This window comes from Arthrobacter sp. USHLN218, from assembly GCF_037144715.1.
GTDB lineage: Bacteria > Actinomycetota > Actinomycetes > Actinomycetales > Micrococcaceae > Crystallibacter.
Window position 1 is genome coordinate 496,715 of record NZ_JBBCYT010000002.1, and the last position, 17,491, is coordinate 514,205.

The 17,491-nt window shown below is 66.4% G+C and carries 15 protein-coding genes; 12 read left to right on the forward strand and 3 right to left on the reverse strand.

The genetic code is table 11. From position 1 onward, the window contains the following. Positions 1–16: 16 nt before the first annotated feature. Together WFH44_RS06020 and WFH44_RS06025 are read left to right on the forward strand one after the other, a co-directional pair. Complete coding sequence (locus tag WFH44_RS06020; protein ID WP_336712478.1) at positions 17–1,558, forward strand: ABC transporter permease; 1,542 nt, start codon at positions 17–19, stop codon at positions 1,556–1,558. Further along, on the forward strand, positions 1,555–2,583 hold the full coding sequence (locus WFH44_RS06025) for an ABC transporter permease (RefSeq protein WP_336712480.1): 1,029 nt from the start codon (positions 1,555–1,557) through the stop codon (positions 2,581–2,583). The genes WFH44_RS06020 and WFH44_RS06025 overlap by 4 nt, the downstream gene beginning before the upstream one ends. Positions 2,584–2,617: 34 nt before the next feature. Here the strand turns inward: WFH44_RS06025 and WFH44_RS06030 are convergent, their stop codons facing one another. Beyond that, positions 2,618–3,238 carry a PH domain-containing protein gene (locus WFH44_RS06030; RefSeq protein ID WP_336712482.1) on the reverse strand — a complete coding sequence of 207 codons (621 nt, stop codon included), beginning with the start codon at positions 3,236–3,238 and terminating at the stop codon, positions 2,618–2,620. 88 nt (positions 3,239–3,326) lie between these two features. Here WFH44_RS06030 and WFH44_RS06035 point away from each other — a divergent pair, with 88 nt between their 5' ends. The 7 genes from WFH44_RS06035 to WFH44_RS06065 all read left to right on the forward strand — a co-directional run bounded on the left by WFH44_RS06035 (position 3,327) and on the right by WFH44_RS06065 (position 13,671). After that, positions 3,327–5,156 (forward strand): ABC transporter ATP-binding protein, encoded by a 1,830-nt coding sequence (locus WFH44_RS06035; protein WP_442892875.1) that lies wholly within the window; start codon positions 3,327–3,329, stop codon positions 5,154–5,156. Between the two features lie 536 nt (positions 5,157–5,692). Then, a complete protein-coding gene (locus tag WFH44_RS06040) occupies positions 5,693–7,321 on the forward strand; it encodes a peptide ABC transporter substrate-binding protein (protein WP_336712484.1) in 1,629 nt (542 codons plus the stop codon). Positions 7,322–7,456: 135 nt separating this feature from the next. After that, on the forward strand, positions 7,457–8,383 hold the full coding sequence (locus WFH44_RS06045; protein WP_336712485.1) for an ABC transporter permease: 927 nt from the start codon (positions 7,457–7,459) through the stop codon (positions 8,381–8,383). Beyond that, on the forward strand, positions 8,376–9,332 hold the full coding sequence (locus tag WFH44_RS06050) for an ABC transporter permease (RefSeq protein WP_336712486.1): 957 nt from the start codon (positions 8,376–8,378) through the stop codon (positions 9,330–9,332). Before WFH44_RS06045 ends, WFH44_RS06050 begins: the two co-directional genes overlap by 8 nt. Then, positions 9,329–11,020, forward strand: coding sequence for an ABC transporter ATP-binding protein (locus WFH44_RS06055; protein ID WP_336712488.1), 1,692 nt, complete (start codon positions 9,329–9,331; stop codon positions 11,018–11,020). Before WFH44_RS06050 ends, WFH44_RS06055 begins: the two co-directional genes overlap by 4 nt. Before the next feature lie 182 nt (positions 11,021–11,202). Continuing rightward, complete coding sequence (gene typA, locus WFH44_RS06060; RefSeq protein WP_336712490.1) at positions 11,203–13,125, forward strand: translational GTPase TypA; 1,923 nt, start codon at positions 11,203–11,205, stop codon at positions 13,123–13,125. A 9-nt stretch (positions 13,126–13,134) separates the two neighbouring features. Next, complete coding sequence (locus WFH44_RS06065) at positions 13,135–13,671, forward strand: hypothetical protein (protein ID WP_336712492.1); 537 nt, start codon at positions 13,135–13,137, stop codon at positions 13,669–13,671. A 12-nt stretch (positions 13,672–13,683) separates the two neighbouring features. On the opposite strand, the gene WFH44_RS06070 is transcribed toward WFH44_RS06065, so the two are convergent. Together WFH44_RS06070 and WFH44_RS06075 are read right to left on the reverse strand one after the other, a co-directional pair. After that, a complete protein-coding gene (locus WFH44_RS06070) occupies positions 13,684–14,178 on the reverse strand; it encodes an ArsR/SmtB family transcription factor (RefSeq protein WP_336712493.1) in 495 nt (164 codons plus the stop codon). 42 nt (positions 14,179–14,220) lie between these two features. After that, positions 14,221–14,454: a putative acetyltransferase gene (locus WFH44_RS06075; RefSeq protein WP_336712495.1), complete on the reverse strand. Its 234-nt coding sequence runs from the start codon at positions 14,452–14,454 to the stop codon at positions 14,221–14,223. 88 nt (positions 14,455–14,542) lie between these two features. Here WFH44_RS06075 and fdxA point away from each other — a divergent pair, with 88 nt between their 5' ends. From fdxA to WFH44_RS06090, 3 genes are all read left to right on the forward strand, one after another. Further along, entirely contained in the window at positions 14,543–14,866 is a 324-nt protein-coding gene (fdxA, locus tag WFH44_RS06080) for a ferredoxin (protein WP_336712496.1), read from the forward strand. Positions 14,867–14,870: 4 nt separating this feature from the next. Next, complete coding sequence (dapC, locus tag WFH44_RS06085; protein WP_336712498.1) at positions 14,871–15,995, forward strand: succinyldiaminopimelate transaminase; 1,125 nt, start codon at positions 14,871–14,873, stop codon at positions 15,993–15,995. Positions 15,996–16,136: 141 nt separating this feature from the next. Further along, the gene (locus WFH44_RS06090) at positions 16,137–17,420 is read left to right on the forward strand and encodes a citrate synthase (RefSeq protein WP_336712499.1); all 1,284 of its coding nucleotides are present in this window, start codon (positions 16,137–16,139) and stop codon (positions 17,418–17,420) included. Positions 17,421–17,491 lie beyond the last annotated feature (71 nt).

Consider the following 17,491-nt stretch of genomic DNA (forward strand, 5'->3'; position numbering starts at 1 on the left):
GAGGTCTTTCAACACCATGGTGACCTACATCGTGCGGCGGCTCTTCACGGCCGTGCTTATTCTCCTAGGCGCTTCGTTCCTGGTGTATCAGCTGACGGCCCTGTCGGGTGACCCCCTGGCCGACCTGCGGGAAAGCAATCAGCCGAACAAAGAACAACTGATCCAGCAGCGCGTCGAGCTGCTGAACCTGGACGTCCCTGCCCCTCTCCGCTATTTCCGCTGGCTCGGCGGAGCGGCCCAGTGCCTGGTGCCCTTCGTGGGCCGCTGCGACCTGGGTTTCGCCGTCAACGGCCAGCCCGTCACCGAAGCACTGGGCCGCGCGATGGGAATGACCATCCTGCTGGTGACCGGTGCGGCCATCCTGGCGGTCGTCATCGGGGTCTGCCTCGGTATCGTAACCGCGCTGCGGCAGTACAGCACCCTGGACTACGGGGTGACCTTCATGGCGTTCCTCTTCTTCTCCCTACCCGTGTTCTGGGTCGCCGTCCTCCTGAAGGAATACGCCGCCATCGGCTTCAACAACTTCCTCCGCGAGCCCCACATACCGCCGGCAACCATAGCCGTGATCTCGTTGGTCAGCGGGCTGTTGTGGTACATCTGTGCGCGCGGCACCGTCAAACGCCGGCTCCTCGCCGCGGTCACCGGATTCGTCCTGGCTGCGGGAATCCTGTGGGCGTTGTCCGTGACACGCTGGTTCAGCACACCCGGACTTGGCCTCGCGGTGATCCTGATCGCCGGCGTCGCCATTGCCTTCGGGGCGACGACCCTCGCAGCGGGGCTGAAAAACCGCAGGGCGCTCTACTCCGCGCTGGCCGCGGTAGCAGTCGGGCTGGTCCTGTACTTCCCGCTCCAGCCCCTCCTGGCGGAGGCCACCACGCTGATGATTGCGCTCCTGGCCATTGCCACCATCCTGGTGGGGATCGGCATCGGCTACCTGATGGGCGGCTACGACCGCCGGCAGAATATCAATGCCGCCGCCATCACGGCGGCCCTGGTAGCCGGGATGATCCTGCTGGACCGCTACATGCAGGCCTGGCCGGCCTACTTCGGCAACTCGCGGATCAACGGCCGCCCGATCGCTACGATCGGTTCCGAAACGCCCAACCTACGCGGCGATTACTGGGTGCAGGGGCTGGACACGTTCACGCACCTGCTGTTGCCGACCATCGCCCTGCTGCTGATTTCCCTGGCCTCCTACAGCCGGTACGCACGCTCGTCGATGCTGGAAATCATGAACATGGACTACATCCGGACGGCGCGGGCCAAGGGCCTGGGGGAGCGCACAGTTGTCATGCGCCATGCCTTCCGGAACGCGCTGATCCCCATTGCCACGATCGTGGCCTTCGACATCGGCGGCCTGATCGGCGGCGCGGTCATTACCGAACGCGTCTTCGCTTTCGCCGGTATGGGACAGCTCTTCATCGAGGCACTGGTGCGGGTGGACCCGAATCCCGTCATGGGTGTCTTCCTCGTGACCGGCATCATGGCGCTGGTCTTCAATTTGATCGCGGACCTGCTCTACTCCGCGCTGGACCCGCGAGTGAGGGTTAAGGTATGACCACGATGACAACGACGGCGCCGGAAATCCAAGGTGCCGGCCCGGAAAAGCAGGGCTTGAGCCAGGGCCAGATCGTCCGGAAGAGGTTCATCGGAAACGCTGCGGCCATCGCGAGCCTGGTCATCTTCGTCCTGATCCTCGTCCTGGCGTTCTCCGCCGGCGGCTTCATGGGCATTCCCGGCTGGTGGAAGTACACCCACAACGAAGTCAACGACCTGATCAACGGCGGGCGTCCGACGCTGCAGCTGTTTCCGTTCAGCTTCGGCGAGCACCCGTTCGGGCAGGACCGGCTGGGCCGGGACACGTTCGCGCAGACCATGCGGGGCGTGCAGATCTCGGTCCTTGTCATGTTCATCATCGGCATCGTGGGCGGCGCGATCGGCATGGTCATCGGAGCGCTGGCCGGCTATTTCCGCGGCTGGGTCGACAATGTCCTGATGCGCCTGACCGACGTCGTGATCGTCATCCCGCTGATCATCCTCGCGGCGGTCCTCGGCCAGATGGCCAGCCGGGTGGTGGCGTCCGATCTCCAGCCCCTGGCCCTCGGCCTGATGGTGGGCCTGGTCGTATGGACGGGACTTGCCCGGCTGGTGCGTGCCGAGTTCCTCTCCCTGCGCGAGCGGGAATTCGTCGACGCGGCCCGCATCGCCGGCGCCTCCAATGCCCGGATCATCTTCCGGCACATCCTGCCCAACGCCGTCGGGGTGATCATCGTCTTCGTGACGCTCAGCATGTCTTCGGCGATCCTTTTGGAGACCTCGTTGTCCTACGTGGGCATGGGCGTCAAGGCGCCCGATGTGTCGCTCGGCCTGCTGATTAGCCAGAACCAGGAAGCCTTTTCGACGCGTCCCTGGCTGTTCTGGTGGCCGGGCATGTTCATCGTCGCCATCTGCCTCTGCATCAACTTCATCGGGGACGGCCTGCGTGATGCGTTCGATCCCCGCCAGAAGAAGTTCAACGCGAAGCGGGCCCGGGACCTGGTGGCCCGCCGGCCGCGCCCCGCGGGGCCGGCGAAGGAGCACTGACATGAAGCTCTGCATCGCGCCAAAGCCGGCACGGTCAGGCCGCGATCACCAACACGGCCGCGGCCAGCAGCACGGCTCCCACGGCGAGCACTGTCCAATTGACGCTGACGCGCGCCCGGGAGGCCTCGGCCATGCCCGGCTCCACGGCGCCGGAAGCGAGCAGTTCGGACCAGCGCTGCCGGACGTAATAGGCGGCCGTGCCGGAATCAGACGTGGCCAGGTCCCCGGGCCGCACCGAGCCGGCGGGACCGTAAGTGGTCTCGGGCAGCCCGCGTACGTGGTCGGGCTGCGCGCGCTGGACCGCGAACAGGCCGGGGGCCGGCGCGGACCAGGCGCTATAGCGGCCCGAGGCTGTCACGAGGGTCAGGGCGTACTTGGTATCGACGGTGATGAGGGAGTGCCACGGCACATCGATGGTGCGGACCGGATTCCGGAGCGTGACCCCGTCGTCCGAAATAACGACGGTAGGGAACCAGGCCAGCCACCACGCCACATAGGCCGCCGCCAGGAGCGGCGAGGATTGCAGGAGGCCGGTGCCGCCGTGGGTCAGCCAGGCGGAGGCCGCGCTGATAGCTGCGATCAGCCATACGATGCCGGTCAGCCAGGGGGCGCTTCTGGCTCGGAGGACAACGGGTCCGGTGTTGCGCTGGGGCATGACACCATCCTTGCAGTCGCCGGCACTAGGGCACTAACGGGACCAGCCGCCGTCGGACTCCCGGAAAACATCAGAAGGACAAAGCACCATGACTGAAATGATCGACCCGGTCATCCCCGCTCCGCTCGAGGACGTTTCCGGCGAACCCGGCAGGCCGGTCCTGCAGGTCACCGACCTCAACGTGGACTTCGGCGTGGACAAGGAATGGGTCCCGGCGGCCATCGGCCTGAACTATGACGTGCATGCCGGCGAGGTCCTGGCGCTCGTGGGAGAGTCCGGTTCGGGCAAGAGCGCCAGTTCCATGGCCCTGCTGGGGCTCCTGCCGTCCAACAGCCGTGCAACGGGCAGCGTCAAACTCAATGGCCAGGAGATCCTGGGCATCACGCCTGCCAAGCTCCGCCGGATCCGCGGCAACGACGTCGCCGTCATTTTCCAGGAACCGATGACGGCGATGAACCCTGTGTACACGATCGGATTCCAGATCGTCGAGACGCTCCGCCTGCATAATGCCATCTCTCCGGAGGAAGCGCGCGAGCGTGCCCTCCGGCTGCTGGAGATGGTGGAATTGCCGGACCCGGCCAAGGCATTCAAGTCCTACCCGCACCAGCTCTCCGGGGGCCAGAGACAGCGGGCCATGATCGCGCAGTCCCTGTCCTGCGACCCCAAGCTGCTGATCGCGGACGAACCTACCACGGCATTGGATGTCACTGTCCAGGCCGAAATCCTCGGCCTCATGCGCAGCCTGCGGAACAAACTGGACAGCGCCATTGTCCTCATCACCCATGACATGGGCGTGGTCGCCGACCTGGCGGACAAGATCGCGGTGATGCGGAACGGCCGGATCGTCGAAACGGGCACGGCCGAGGAGATCTTCAGCAATCCGCGGCACGAATACACCCGGCAGCTGCTGGCGTCCGTGCCCAGGCTTGGCGCCAGCCACGATCGCGGCGAGGCGGAGGTGGACGTCACAGCGGCCCTTGCCTCGGCAACGGGCGTCACCTTGGACGTTGTCGACGACGACGAGATGAAGCGCCGCGAGGAAGAGAATGAGGCCGCCCTGGCCAGCGCCGCGGAGGAGGCGGTCCACGGCGACCCGGTGCTGGAGCTGGCCGGCGTGGCCATCGATTACCCGAAACAGGGCAGGGTTCCGGCCTTCAGGGCAGTGGAGGGAGCCGACCTGGTGATCTACCCGGGGCAGGTCGTGGGACTGGTGGGCGAGTCGGGCTCGGGCAAGACCACGATCGGGCGGGCCGCCGTCGGCCTGCTGCCGGTGGCCGAAGGCTCGCTCAAGGTGGTCGGCCAGGAGATTGCGGGGGCCAGCCGCAGGCAACTGCAGTCGCTGCGCAGGAACGTGGGCATGGTGTTCCAGGACCCGTCGTCGTCGCTGAATCCGCGGTTGCCGATCGGCGAGAGCATCGGAGAGCCGATGTACCTTGCCGGAGTGGCGAAGGGCGAAGGGCTGCAGAAGAAGATCGAGGTCCTGCTGGACCAGGTGGAGCTGCCGCGGGCCTACCGGAACCGGTATCCGCACGAGCTCTCCGGCGGCCAGAAGCAGCGCGTCGGCATTGCCCGGGCGCTGGCGCTGCAGCCCAAGCTGATGGTCGCGGACGAGCCGACCTCGGCACTGGACGTTTCCGTGCAGGCCAAGGTGCTGGAGCTGTTCCGCGACCTCCAGCGGGAACTGGGCTTCGCCTGCCTGTTCGTCACCCACGACCTGGCGGTCATCGACGTGCTCGCGGACCGGATCTGCGTTATGCGGCACGGCAACATTGTCGAGCAGGGAACCCGCGACGAGATCCTGCGCAATCCCCAGGAGGCCTACACGCAGCGGTTGCTGGCGGCAGTTCCGCTGCCCGACCCCGTCCTGCAACGTGAGCGCAGGGAGCTGAGGGAACAGCTGCTCGGGTCGGGGAGCTGAGCGGGACCGGCAGAAAGGAGCGGAAGTCCGAGCCATCGGACGTCAACTGAGGGCCCGTATTGCGATCAGGTATCACCCGATCGGCTTTAGCTGCGGATTGCAGGAAGCCGGAGATACACTGACCCCGGAGGCACTATCCAGCGCCTCCGGCCTCTGGCGAAGGGCTGATCAGGATGAATTCCTTCGAGCGTCAACGGACGGCAGCCGTCCGGACAGCGCCCTTCATGGTGCCGCGGGCCTAGGGGAAGGCATGTCGGGATCCGCATCCGGGCTGTATGCCGCCCTTCCCAATGAATCGTTATTCCGCCTGTGCGCCCGCAGCCGGCCGGCAGGCGGGAGCCGCGCTTCACCGGGACGGGAGCCCGTCTCCCGGCGAGCCGCCGGGCGGGAATTGCCAGCACCCTGTAAAACACATACTGTAACCCGGGTCACTTCTGACGTGGCCGCCGAGTTCGGCGCTGGAGGGACACCGAAACGCGACGATCCACCCGGCGCCGTATTCCGCCCGGGCACTGACTAGCTACTGAGGAGGCGGAATGCGATTTGCTCGCACTTCCAAAATTGTTGGCCTCGCGGCCGCTGCCGCGCTGGCTTTGAGCGCCTGCGGGGGCGGCGGCGGGGGAACGGACGGTGCCGATGCCTCGGCAGTCATTTCCGCCAATACCACCGAGCCGCAGAATCCGCTCGTGCCCACCAATACGAACGAGGTCGGTGGCGGGCGGGTCGTCGACCTGCTCTTCGAGGGCCTGATCAGCTACGATGCTTCCGGCGCGCCGGTCAACGAGGTCGCCGAATCCATCGAGACCAAGGATTCGAAGAACTACACCATCACCTTGAAGCCGGACCAGAAGTTCACGAACGGCGACCCGGTCACCGCCAGCTCCTTCGTGGACGCCTGGAACTACGGGGCTGCGGCTGAGAACGCGCAGCTGAACGGCTACTTCTTCGAAAGCATCGCCGGCTATGACGAGGTCAGCGCCAAGGACAGCAAGAAAAAGGAGATGTCCGGGCTGAAGGTTGTCGATGACAAGACCTTCACCGTCGAGCTGGCCCAGCCGGAGTCGGACTGGCCGCTGCGGCTGGGCTACACGGCCTTTTCGCCGCTTCCCGAGGCCGCCTTCCAGGACATGAAGGCATTCGGCGAGAACCCGGTGGGCAACGGTCCGTACAAGCTTTCCGGCGACGGCGCCTGGCAGCACGACGTCGAGATCGCCCTGGTGCCGAATCCCGACTACTCGGGCACCCGCGCACCCAAGAACGACGGCATCACCTTCAAGATCTACTCCGGCTTCGAGGCGGCCTACCAGGACCTGCTGGCCAACAACCTCGACCTGCTCGACACGATTCCGCCGAGTTCCCTAAAGAACTTCAAGACGGACCTCGGCGAGGGGCGCTACCTGGAGAAGCCGTATGCAGGCAACCAGACCATTACGATTCCCGAGTACCTCGATGAGTGGAAGGGCGAGGCGGGCGACCTGCGCCGCAAGGCCATCTCCATGGCGATCAACCGTCCCGAAATCACGAAGGTCATTTTCTCCGGCGGCCGCGAACCTGCCACGGACTTCACCGCGCCGGTGATCGACGGCTACGACGCGGACATCAAGGGCAGCGAAGTGCTGAAGTTCAATCCGGAGGAGGCCCGCAAACTCTGGGCCGAGGCGGACAAGATCGAGCCGTGGGGCGACAAGACGTTCACGATCTCGTACAACTCCGATGGCGGCCACAAGGAGTGGATCGACGCGGTGGCCAACAGCATCAAGAACGAGCTGGGCATCGACGCGCAGGGGAAGCCCTACGCGACCTTCGCCGAGGTCCGGGAGATTGCGACTTCCAAGAAGCTCGACGGCGCGCTGCGTACGGGTTGGCAGGCCGACTACCCGTCGCTGTACAACTTCCTTGGCCCGATCTTCGGTACAGGCGCCGGCTCCAACGACGGCGACTACTCCAACAAGGAGTTCGACGCAAAGCTCCGCGAGGGACTCGCCGCCAAGAGCCCGGAGGCCGGAACCACGGCCTTCAACGAGGCCCAGGAAATCCTGCTGCAGGACCTGCCTGCCGTGCCGCTGTGGTACCAGGTCCGCCAGGTCGGCTGGAGCGAGAACGTGGACCAGGTGGACACCGCCTGGAACGGTGTCCCCATCTACTACCAGATCACCCGCAAGTAGCCTGAGCGGCCCGTGGGGTCCGGCCCTTTGGCCGGGCCCCGCGGGCTTTTCCACGACGGCGGCTAATCGAGAGCGAACAGGCAAAGGACTCATGCAGACTCACGCGTATCATCCCTCCGACGGCGGGGCAGGCTGATGGCCTGGTACATCGTTCGGCGGTTCCTGCAAATGATCCCGGTATTCTTCGGGGCGACCTTCCTGGTCTACTTCCTGGTCTTTTCGCTTCCCGGCGACCCGATCCAGGCGCTGTTCGGCGACCGTGCGGTCAATCCGGCCGTCGCCGAACAGCTGCGGGCGCAGTACAACCTGGACCAGCCCTTCCTGGTCCAGTACTTCCTGTACCTCAAGAATCTGATAACGGTTAACCTCGGCAACGATTTTTCCGGCCGCCCGGTGGCCGAGGTCCTGGCCCAGGTCTTTCCGGTGACGATCAGGCTGGCGATCCTTGCACTCTTGTTCGAGGCCGTCTTCGGCATCATTTTCGGCGTGATCGCGGGCTTGAGGAAGGGCCGCTTCTTCGACGGAACCATCCTGATCGCGTCCCTGATCGTCATCGCCATCCCGATCTTCGTGCTCGGCTTCGTCCTGCAGTACGTCGTCGGCGTCAAGCTCGGCTGGGCGAAACCGACGGTCGGCGCGGAGGCCGGGTGGTCCGACCTGATCCTGCCGGCCATCGTGCTGGGCCTGGTGTCCCTGGCCTACGTCATACGCCTGACCCGGACGTCGATCATCGAGAACCTGAACGCGGACTACGTGCGCACCGCCACGGCAAAGGGACTGTCACGTCCGCGCGTCGTCGTCGTCCATATCCTGCGGAACTCCATGATCCCCGTGATCACCTTCCTCGGGGCGGACCTGGGCGCGCTCATGGGCGGGGCGATCGTCACCGAAGGCATTTTCAATGTGCCCGGCGTGGGGCAGCGGCTGTACCAGTCGGTCCTGCGCGGAGAGGGGCCGACGATTGTGTCGATCGTCAGCGTCCTGATCCTTGTCTACATTCTGGCCAACCTGGTCGTGGATGTGCTGTACGCCTGGCTCGACCCGAGGATCCGTTATGCCTGAGCACCGCAGAGACTACATCGAACACTATGTCGCGCCGATCGAGGAGACGCCGCTGCAGACGACCGACAAGGTCGCCGAGGATGTCCAGCCCCTCAGCCTGTGGGCCGAGGCGTGGCGCAACCTGCGCCGCCAGCCGCTGTTCATCATCGCCTCGGTCCTGATCCTGCTGATCCTCGTGGTGGCGCTTTTTCCATCACTCTTCACCCAGACCGAGCCGAACGCGAACTGCCAGCTGGCCAATTCCGACGGCGGTCCCGCGCCGGGACATCCGCTCGGCTTCACCATCCAGGGCTGCGACGTCTACGCGCGGCTGATCTACGGCACGCAGGCCTCGCTGACGGTCGGTATTTTCGCGACCCTCGGCACCTTGCTGATCGGCGGCACGCTGGGCGCCATCGCCGGCTTCCACGGCGGGTGGCTGGATTCGGTCATCGCCCGGATCGGGGACGTTTTCTTCGCGCTGCCGCTGATCCTCGGTGCGATCATCATCATGCAGCTGCCATTCTTCCGGGAAAATCGCAATGTCTGGACCGTGGTGATCACGCTCGTGGTGTTCGGCTGGCCGCAGGTGGCTCGTATTACCCGCGGCGCCGTCATCTCCGTGCGCAACGCGGACTTCGTCACGGCGGCGCGGTCGCTGGGCGTGTCCCGGCCGGCGGCCCTGGTGCGGCACGTCATTCCGAATGCATTGGCACCCGTCATCGTGGTGGTCACCGTCAACCTGGGCATCTTCATCGTGGCCGAAGCCACCCTGTCCTTCCTGGGGATCGGTCTGCCGCCGGACGTGATGAGCTGGGGCAATGACATTTCCGCGGCACAGGTTTCGCTGCGGTCGAACCCATCGACCCTGCTCTGGCCGGCCGCCGCGCTGTCCGTGACCGTGCTGAGCTTCATCATGCTCGGGGACGCCCTGCGTGATGCCCTCGACCCGAAAGCCAGGAAACGATGACGACGATCCACGAAGTGAACAGCACCGAGCCTCTGCTGGAAATCCGCGATCTGGCCATCACCTTCAGCAGCTCAACCGGCGACGTACCGGCTGTCCGTGATGCGCGCCTCACGGTAATGCCGGGCGAGACGGTGGCCATCGTGGGGGAGTCCGGGTCCGGCAAGTCCACCACGGCATTGGCGGCCATCGGCCTGCTGCCCGACAACGGGCGCGTCGCGGGCGGCCAGATCCTGTTCGCCGGCGAGGACCTCACCCAAGCCGGTCCCAAGCGGATCATGGAACTGCGAGGCAATTCCATCGGTATGGTTCCCCAGGACCCGATGTCGAACCTGAACCCGGTGTGGAAGATCGGCCCCCAGATCAAGGAGACCCTGCGGGCCAACGGGCTACCCTACGGCCCTGACGACGTGGCCAAGGTCCTGTCCGAGGCAGGCCTGCCGGACGCCGAGCGGCGGGCCCGGCAGTTCCCGCATGAATTTTCCGGCGGCATGCGGCAGCGTGCGCTGATCGCGATCGGCCTCTCCTGCCGGCCCCGGCTGCTGATCGCGGACGAGCCGACCTCCGCTTTGGACGTCACCGTGCAGCGGCAGATCCTGGACCACCTCGAGACGATGACGGCGGACCTCGGCACGGCGGTGCTGCTGATTACGCATGACCTCGGCCTCGCGGCCGAGCGCGCCCGGAAGGTCGTGGTCATGTACAAGGGCCGCGTCGTGGAATCGGGCGCCGCGCAGGAAATCCTGACGAATCCGCGGCACCCGTACACCAAGCGCCTGGTGGAGGCGGCGCCGTCATTGTCCTCCCGCCGCATCCAGTCCGCGCGCGCGGCGGGGGTGGACTCCGCCGAACTGCTGGCGCCGGTCGAGGAAGCCGCGGCCGCGGCGGACAACGTGATCGAAGTGCAGGACCTGACCAAGGTCTTCAAGCTCCGGGCCGGGTTCGGCAAGTCCACGGACTTCACCGCGGTCGACGGCGTTTCCTTCGCCATTAAGCGGGGAACAACGACGGCGGTGGTGGGGGAGTCGGGGTCCGGCAAGTCCACGGTGGCGCGCATGGTGCTGAACCTGGAGACGCCGACGTCGGGCAGGATCCTCTTCGACGGGGTGGAAATGGCCGGGCTGTCGCGCGGTGAACTGCTGAAGTTCCGCCGCCGGGTGCAGCCGATCTTCCAGGACCCGTACGGCTCGCTGGATCCGATGTACAACATCTTCCGGACCATCGAGGAGCCGCTGCGGGTGCACAAGATCGGCAACAGCCGGAGCCGCGAGGCGAAGGTCCGGAAGCTGCTGGACCAGGTGGCGCTGCCGGCCTCGGTGATGCGCCGGTTCCCCAACGAGCTCTCCGGCGGCCAGCGCCAGCGCATCGCGATCGCCCGGGCCCTCGCGCTCGATCCCGAGGTGGTGATCTGTGACGAAGCCGTGTCCGCGCTCGACGTCCTGGTGCAGGACCAGATCCTCAATCTGCTGGCGGAGCTTCAGCAGGAACTCGGGCTGAGCTACCTGTTCATCACCCACGACCTGGCGGTGGTGCGGCAGATCGCCGACCACGTCTGCGTCATGGAAAAGGGCCGCCTGGTGGAGGCCGGGAGCACCGACAGCGTGTTTGATTCGCCCCGCCAGGACTACACGCAGGCCCTGCTGGCCGCGATCCCGGGCGCCCGGCTGGAGCTTCCGCCCGAGGTGGCCTGACCCGGCCGGTGCGGGAGGCACAGCGTACGACGGCGGGGCGCACCCGCCGTCGTACGTCCCCCGGCATGCGCGCATTAGGTTCGTTTTGCCTTCAGACGCTAGTATGTACATGCCCCTTTTTGAGGGCGCGGCCACGTCCGGGCCGGATTCTCCAGTTCTCAACCTGAATTGAGCCATCACGTATGTCTGAAACCACCACGTCGACACAGAGCGCGGTCCGCAGCGACCTTCGGAATGTCGCCATCGTAGCCCACGTCGACCACGGTAAGACCACCCTGGTGGACGCGATGCTCCGCCAGACCGGCGCCTTCTCCACGCACGGCGAAGTCGAAGAGCGCGTGATGGACTCCGGCGACCTGGAACGCGAAAAGGGCATCACCATTCTGGCCAAGAACACCACCGTGTTCTACTCGGGCCCCTCGGCCAACGGCGAGAACGTCACGATCAACGTGATCGACACCCCGGGCCACGCGGACTTCGGCGGCGAGGTGGAGCGCGGCCTGTCCATGGTGGACGGCGTGGTGCTCCTGGTCGACGCCTCCGAGGGCCCGCTGCCGCAGACCCGGTTCGTCCTGCGCAAGGCGCTGGCTGCCAAGCTGCCCGTCGTCCTGCTGGTCAACAAGACGGACCGCCCCGACGCGCGGATCGACGGCGTCGTCGCGGAATCGATGGACCTGCTGCTCGGCCTGGCCTCGGACCTGGCCGACGAGGTTCCCGACCTGGACCTCGACGCCGTCCTGAACGTTCCGGTCGTCTACGCCTCCGGCAAGCTCGGCCGCGCCTCCCTGGAGCAGCCCGCGGACGGCACCGCCCCGGACAGCGAGGACCTCGAGCCGCTGTTCGCCACCATCATGGAGCATATCCCGGCTCCCACCTACGATCCCGAGGGCGTGCTGCAGGCCCATGTGACGAACCTGGACGCCTCGCCGTTCCTGGGCCGCCTCGCCCTGCTGCGCATCTTCAACGGCACCCTCAGGAAGGGCCAGACCGTGGCCTGGGCCCGCGCCAACGGCGAACTCAAGAGCGTGCGCATCTCCGAACTGCTGGCCACCAAGGGCCTGGAGCGTGTTCCCGCCGACTCCGCCGGCCCCGGCGAGATCGTCGCCGTCGCCGGTATCGAGGACATCACCATCGGCGAGACCCTGACCGACTCGGAGAACCCGCAGCCGCTGCCGCTGATCACCGTTGACGATCCGGCGATCTCCATGACGATCGGTATCAACACCTCCCCGCTGGCCGGCAAGGTCAAGGGCGCCAAGGTCACGGCCCGCCAGGTCAAGGACCGGCTGGACAAGGAACTGATCGGCAACGTCTCGCTGAAGGTGCTGCCGACCGAGCGTCCGGATGCCTGGGAAGTCCAGGGCCGCGGCGAGCTCGCGCTGGCCATCCTCGTTGAGCAGATGCGCCGCGAGGGCTTCGAGCTGACCGTCGGCAAGCCGCAGGTGGTCACCCGGACCGTGGACGGCAAGGTCCACGAGCCGATGGAGCACATGACCATCGACGTCCCCGAAGAGTACCTGGGCGCCGTGACGCAGCTGATGGCCGCCCGCAAGGGTCGCATGGTCAACATGTCCAACCACGGCACCGGCTGGGTCCGGATGGAATTCATCGTTCCCGCCCGCGGCCTGATCGGCTTCCGCACGCGCTTCATGACTGAAACGCGCGGCGCGGGCATTGCATCCTCCTACTCCGAGGGCTACGAGCCCTGGGCCGGCCCCATCGAGTACCGCACCAACGGTTCCATGGTGGCGGACCGTGCCGGCGTAGTGACCCCGTTCGCGATGATCAACCTGCAGGAGCGCGGCTCCTTCTTCGTCCAGCCGACCTCCGAGGTGTACGAGGGCATGATCGTCGGGGAGAACTCCCGCGCGGACGATATGGACGTGAACATCACGAAGGAAAAGAAGCTCACCAACATGCGTGCGGCTTCCTCGGACAGCTTCGAGAACCTGACTCCGCCGCGGACGCTGACCCTCGAAGAGTCGCTCGAGTTCGCCCGCGAGGACGAGTGTGTAGAGGTCACCCCGGAAGCCATCCGGATCCGCAAGGTGATCCTGGACTCCAACGAACGGGCCAAGGCCAACCGCGCCCGCGCCAAGGCATAGGCTGGCTCCATGACAGCGCAGAGGCAGCCCGCAGATCCACACGAGAGCGGGCTGCCTCCCGCCTTTAACCCGCCCGGACTCAATCCCTCGGGCGCGACGCCGGCGGGCCAGGTGCCCGTCCGCTCGCCGGGACAGGAGTACGGACGACGGCGGCGGCTTACGTTGCGGGGCTGGGGCACCGCGGTCGCCGGCGGGCTGGTGGTGGCCCTGCTGGGGACGAACCTGCACAGCCAGGTCTGGTTCACGGCCGGCCAGGCCTACCCCTGGGGTGCCGCGGCGGCCCTGCTGTTCGCGGCCGCCGTGATGGTCTGGGTCGGGCTGCGGACCATGAACGTCCTGGCCGCCGGGCTGACCGGGATCATCGCCTACGTCCTGGTGGGGCTGATGGCCAGCGGGCTGTTCGGCGAACCGCTGATCGTCACCGCCACGTCGGCGGAAAAGGAACTGGCCGTCGCCATCGCGGGCCGGATCTGGACCATCGGGCTGGCCGCCATGGTGATCCTGTCGGTGGCCGTGACCGCGTGGGCACTCAAGCCCCGCCGCTGATCCGCGGTGCCGCTAGTTCGCGGTGCGGTCCACGTGGTGGGCCAGGAAGATTGACGTCGCGGTGCCGTCCTCGTCGGGCGGCCGCCGCGCATATTCCTCCAGCACGGCGTGGAGCTTGTCCATCAGTTCTTTCCGGTTTGCGTCGTTGAGCTTGATGCCCATGCGGGCCGTCTCGATCTCGTCCGGGCCCAGCCCGTCGATCTCCTGCAGGAAGGTCTCCACCAGCACCGGGGCGGCATCGGGCATCGCGGCGCCCCAGGAGCGGCGGGTGGCCCGGTACGGCACCTCCCGCGCGCCGCGGTTGCCCTTGCGCGGCTCCTCGGCCTCCAGGAACCCCGTATTCAGCAGCGTCCTGACGTGGTGCAGGCTCGTCGCGGGATTCAGGTGCAGCAGGCCGGCGATCTCCTTATTGGTGCGCGACCGGTGGAGGCAGAGCCGGAGGATGCGCAGCCGCACGGGCGAGCTGAGCGCCCGTCCGGTGGCCTGCAGATCCTGGTCGGTTGGCATATGCCAAGCATACGTCAGAAACGCCCGGCTGATTGATGTTCCTCAATCGCTGCGGGCGCGGCGGCGCGGCGGGGGAGGCACTTCTTTGGCCGCCGTCACGGTGCCCAGGTCAACCACCACATCGCCGCGCTTCGTGCGGACGGTGCACTCGCCGTCGTTAGCGGAAACCAGTTCGCCGAGGGCATCCGTGTGGCCGCCGGGAATCCGGTAGCGGACCACGACTCTGGTTCCGGGGGCCGCTGTCCGGAGGAAGTCGGCCGGGGTGGGGGAGGGCACGCCACAAGTTTAGGCGAGGACCGGGCGCGGGGAGATAATGGACGAAGGGCTACCCTTGGGGTAGCAGACAAGAAAGGTGCTCAAGGACGTGACGTATGTAATCGCGCAGCCGTGCGTGGATGTCAAAGACAAGGCATGCATTGAAGAATGCCCCGTGGACTGCATCTACGAAGGCGAGCGTTCGCTCTACATCCACCCCGATGAGTGCGTGGACTGCGGCGCCTGCGAGCCCGTGTGTCCCGTCGAGGCTATCTACTACGAGGATGACACCCCCGAGGAATGGGCCGAGTACTACAAGGCCAACGTCGAGTTCTTCGACGACCTTGGCTCGCCCGGCGGCGCCGCCAAGATCGGCAACACGCACAAGGACCACCCGCTGATCGCCGTGCTGCCGCCGCAGAACCAAGACTGAGCGCATGGGCTTCGGACTGCAGCTTCCCGAATACCCGTGGAACGCCATGGACCCGTATCGGGACAAGGCCTCGCGCCATCCGGACGGCATGGTCAACCTCTCCATCGGCACGCCGGTTGACCCCACGCCGCTCGTCATCCAGGAGGCGCTGAGGGCCGCGGCGGACTCGCCGGGGTATCCGACCACGCACGGCACGCGGAAACTGCGTGAAGCGATCGCTGACTGGTACGCCCGGCGGCGGAACGTGCCGGGCCTGGATCCGGAGGCCGTCATGCCGACGGTCGGGTCGAAGGAGCTGGTGGCCTGGCTGCCGCTGCTGCTGGGCCTGGGCAAGGACGACGTCGTGGTGCGGCCAACCGTCGCCTATCCCACCTATGACATCGGGGCCATCCTCGCCGGCGCCACGCCGGTTGCCGCCGATTCGCTCGACGAGCTGGACTCCGCCACGCGCGGGCGGGTCAAGCTGGTCTGGATCAATTCGCCCGGAAACCCCACGGGCATCGTGCGGGACGCCGCGTCGATGCGCGGGCTGGTGGAGCAGGCCCGGGAGGCCGGCGCCGTCGTCGCTTCGGACGAATGCTACGCCGAGCTGGGCTGGGGCGAATGGGACCAGGACCGGGGCGGCAAGGCCGTGCCCAGCGTGCTGGATCCCGAGGTGGCGCAGGGCAGCCACGAGGGGCTGCTCAGCGTGTACTCGCTGAGCAAACAGTCCAACCTGGCCGGCTACCGGGCGGCCTTCATCGCCGGGGATCCGGTCCTGATGGCGAACCTGGTCAACAGCCGCAAGCACGCCGGGATGATCGTGCCACGGCCCGTCCAGGAGGGTATGCGTGCCGCCCTCGGCGACACGGCCCACGTGCAGGCGCAGAAGGACCTGTACCGGAGCCGGCGGGAGCGGCTGCTGCCGGCCCTGCGGGACTTCGGGCTGCAGGTCCAGCACTCGGAAGCGGGACTCTACCTGTGGGGCACCACGGGCGAGGACACCTGGACGGCCGTGGACCGGCTCGCCCAGCTCGGCATCGTCGTCGGACCCGGCGTCTTCTACGGCGAACGCGGAAACGGTTTCATCCGCGTCGCCCTGACCGAGGCCGATGAGCGGATCGACGCGGCAGTCGAACGGTTGCGTTGACGCGCTGTAAACCTAAAAGTGACCTCCGGATTAGATATCGCGGCCCCCGTGCCGGTAGCGTTTGATCCGAGTGTGCATATTAGCGCCGCCACTTCGACGGCGTCCGTGCAGATAGTTTCCACGACTCCTGAAGGGGACTCAATGACAGAGCAGACCGGTGCCACCCTGCAGTATGACGGCGGCCAGCTTGACCTGCCGAGGCTCAAAGCGGCAGAAGGCAATGACGGCTACGACGTTTCGAAGCTGCTGAAGCAGACCGGCGCGGTCACCTTCGACCCCGGCTTCATGAACACCGCGGCCACCACCTCCGCGATCACCTACATCGACGGCGACGCAGGCGTCCTGCGCTACCGCGGGTATCCGATCGACCAGCTGGCGGAGCACTCGAGCTTCCTCGAAGTTTCCTACCTGCTGATCTACGGCAACCTGCCCACGCCCACCGAGCTCGAGGCCTTCGACCAGAAGATCCGCCGGCACACCCTGCTCCACGAGGAGCTCAAGGGCTTCTTCAACGGGTTCCCGCGCGATGCGCACCCGATGCCGGTGCTGTCCTCGGCGGTCAGCGCGCTGTCCACGTTCTACCAGGACTCGCTGGATCCGTTCGACGATGAGCAGGTGGAACTGTCCACCATCCGCCTGATGGCCAAGCTGCCGGTCATCGCCGCTTACGCGCACAAGAAGTCCATCGGGCAGGCGCTGCTGTACCCGGACAACTCCATGAACCTCGTGGAGAACTTCATGCGGCTTTCGTTCGGCCTGCCCGCCGAGCCGTACGAACTGGATCCGGTCATGGTCAAGGCCCTGGACCTGCTGCTGATCCTGCACGCCGACCACGAGCAGAACTGCTCCACCTCCACGGTGCGCCTGGTGGGCAGCTCGAATGCGAACATGTTCGCCTCCGTTTCCGCCGGCATCAACGCCCTGTTCGGCCCGCTGCACGGCGGCGCGAACGAAGCGGTGCTGAACATGCTGCGCCAGATCCAGTCCTCGGGCATGCAGCCGGAGGACTTCATGGAGAAGGTCAAGAACAAGGAAGCCGGCGTCCGCCTGATGGGCTTCGGCCACCGCGTGTACAAGAACTACGACCCGCGTGCCCGCATCGTCAAGGCCACGGCACATGAGATCCTCAGCAAGCTCGGCGGCAACGACGAACTGCTGGACATCGCCATGCGCCTCGAAGAGAAGGCCCTGGCGGACGACTACTTCATCGAGCGCAAGCTGTACCCGAACGTCGACTTCTACACCGGCCTCATCTACAAGGCCATGGGCTTCCCGGAGAAGATGTTCACGGTGCTCTTCGCCATCGGCCGCCTGCCCGGCTGGATTGCCCAGTGGCGCGAGATGATCAAGGACCCGCACACCAAGATCGGCCGCCCGCGCCAGCTGTACACGGGTGAACTGGAGCGCCAGTACCCGGCCCGCTGAGCCTGAATAGGCGGACGACGGCGGCAAATGCCTTAAATGCGTGTGTCCCCCGGAGCAGTCCGGGGGACACA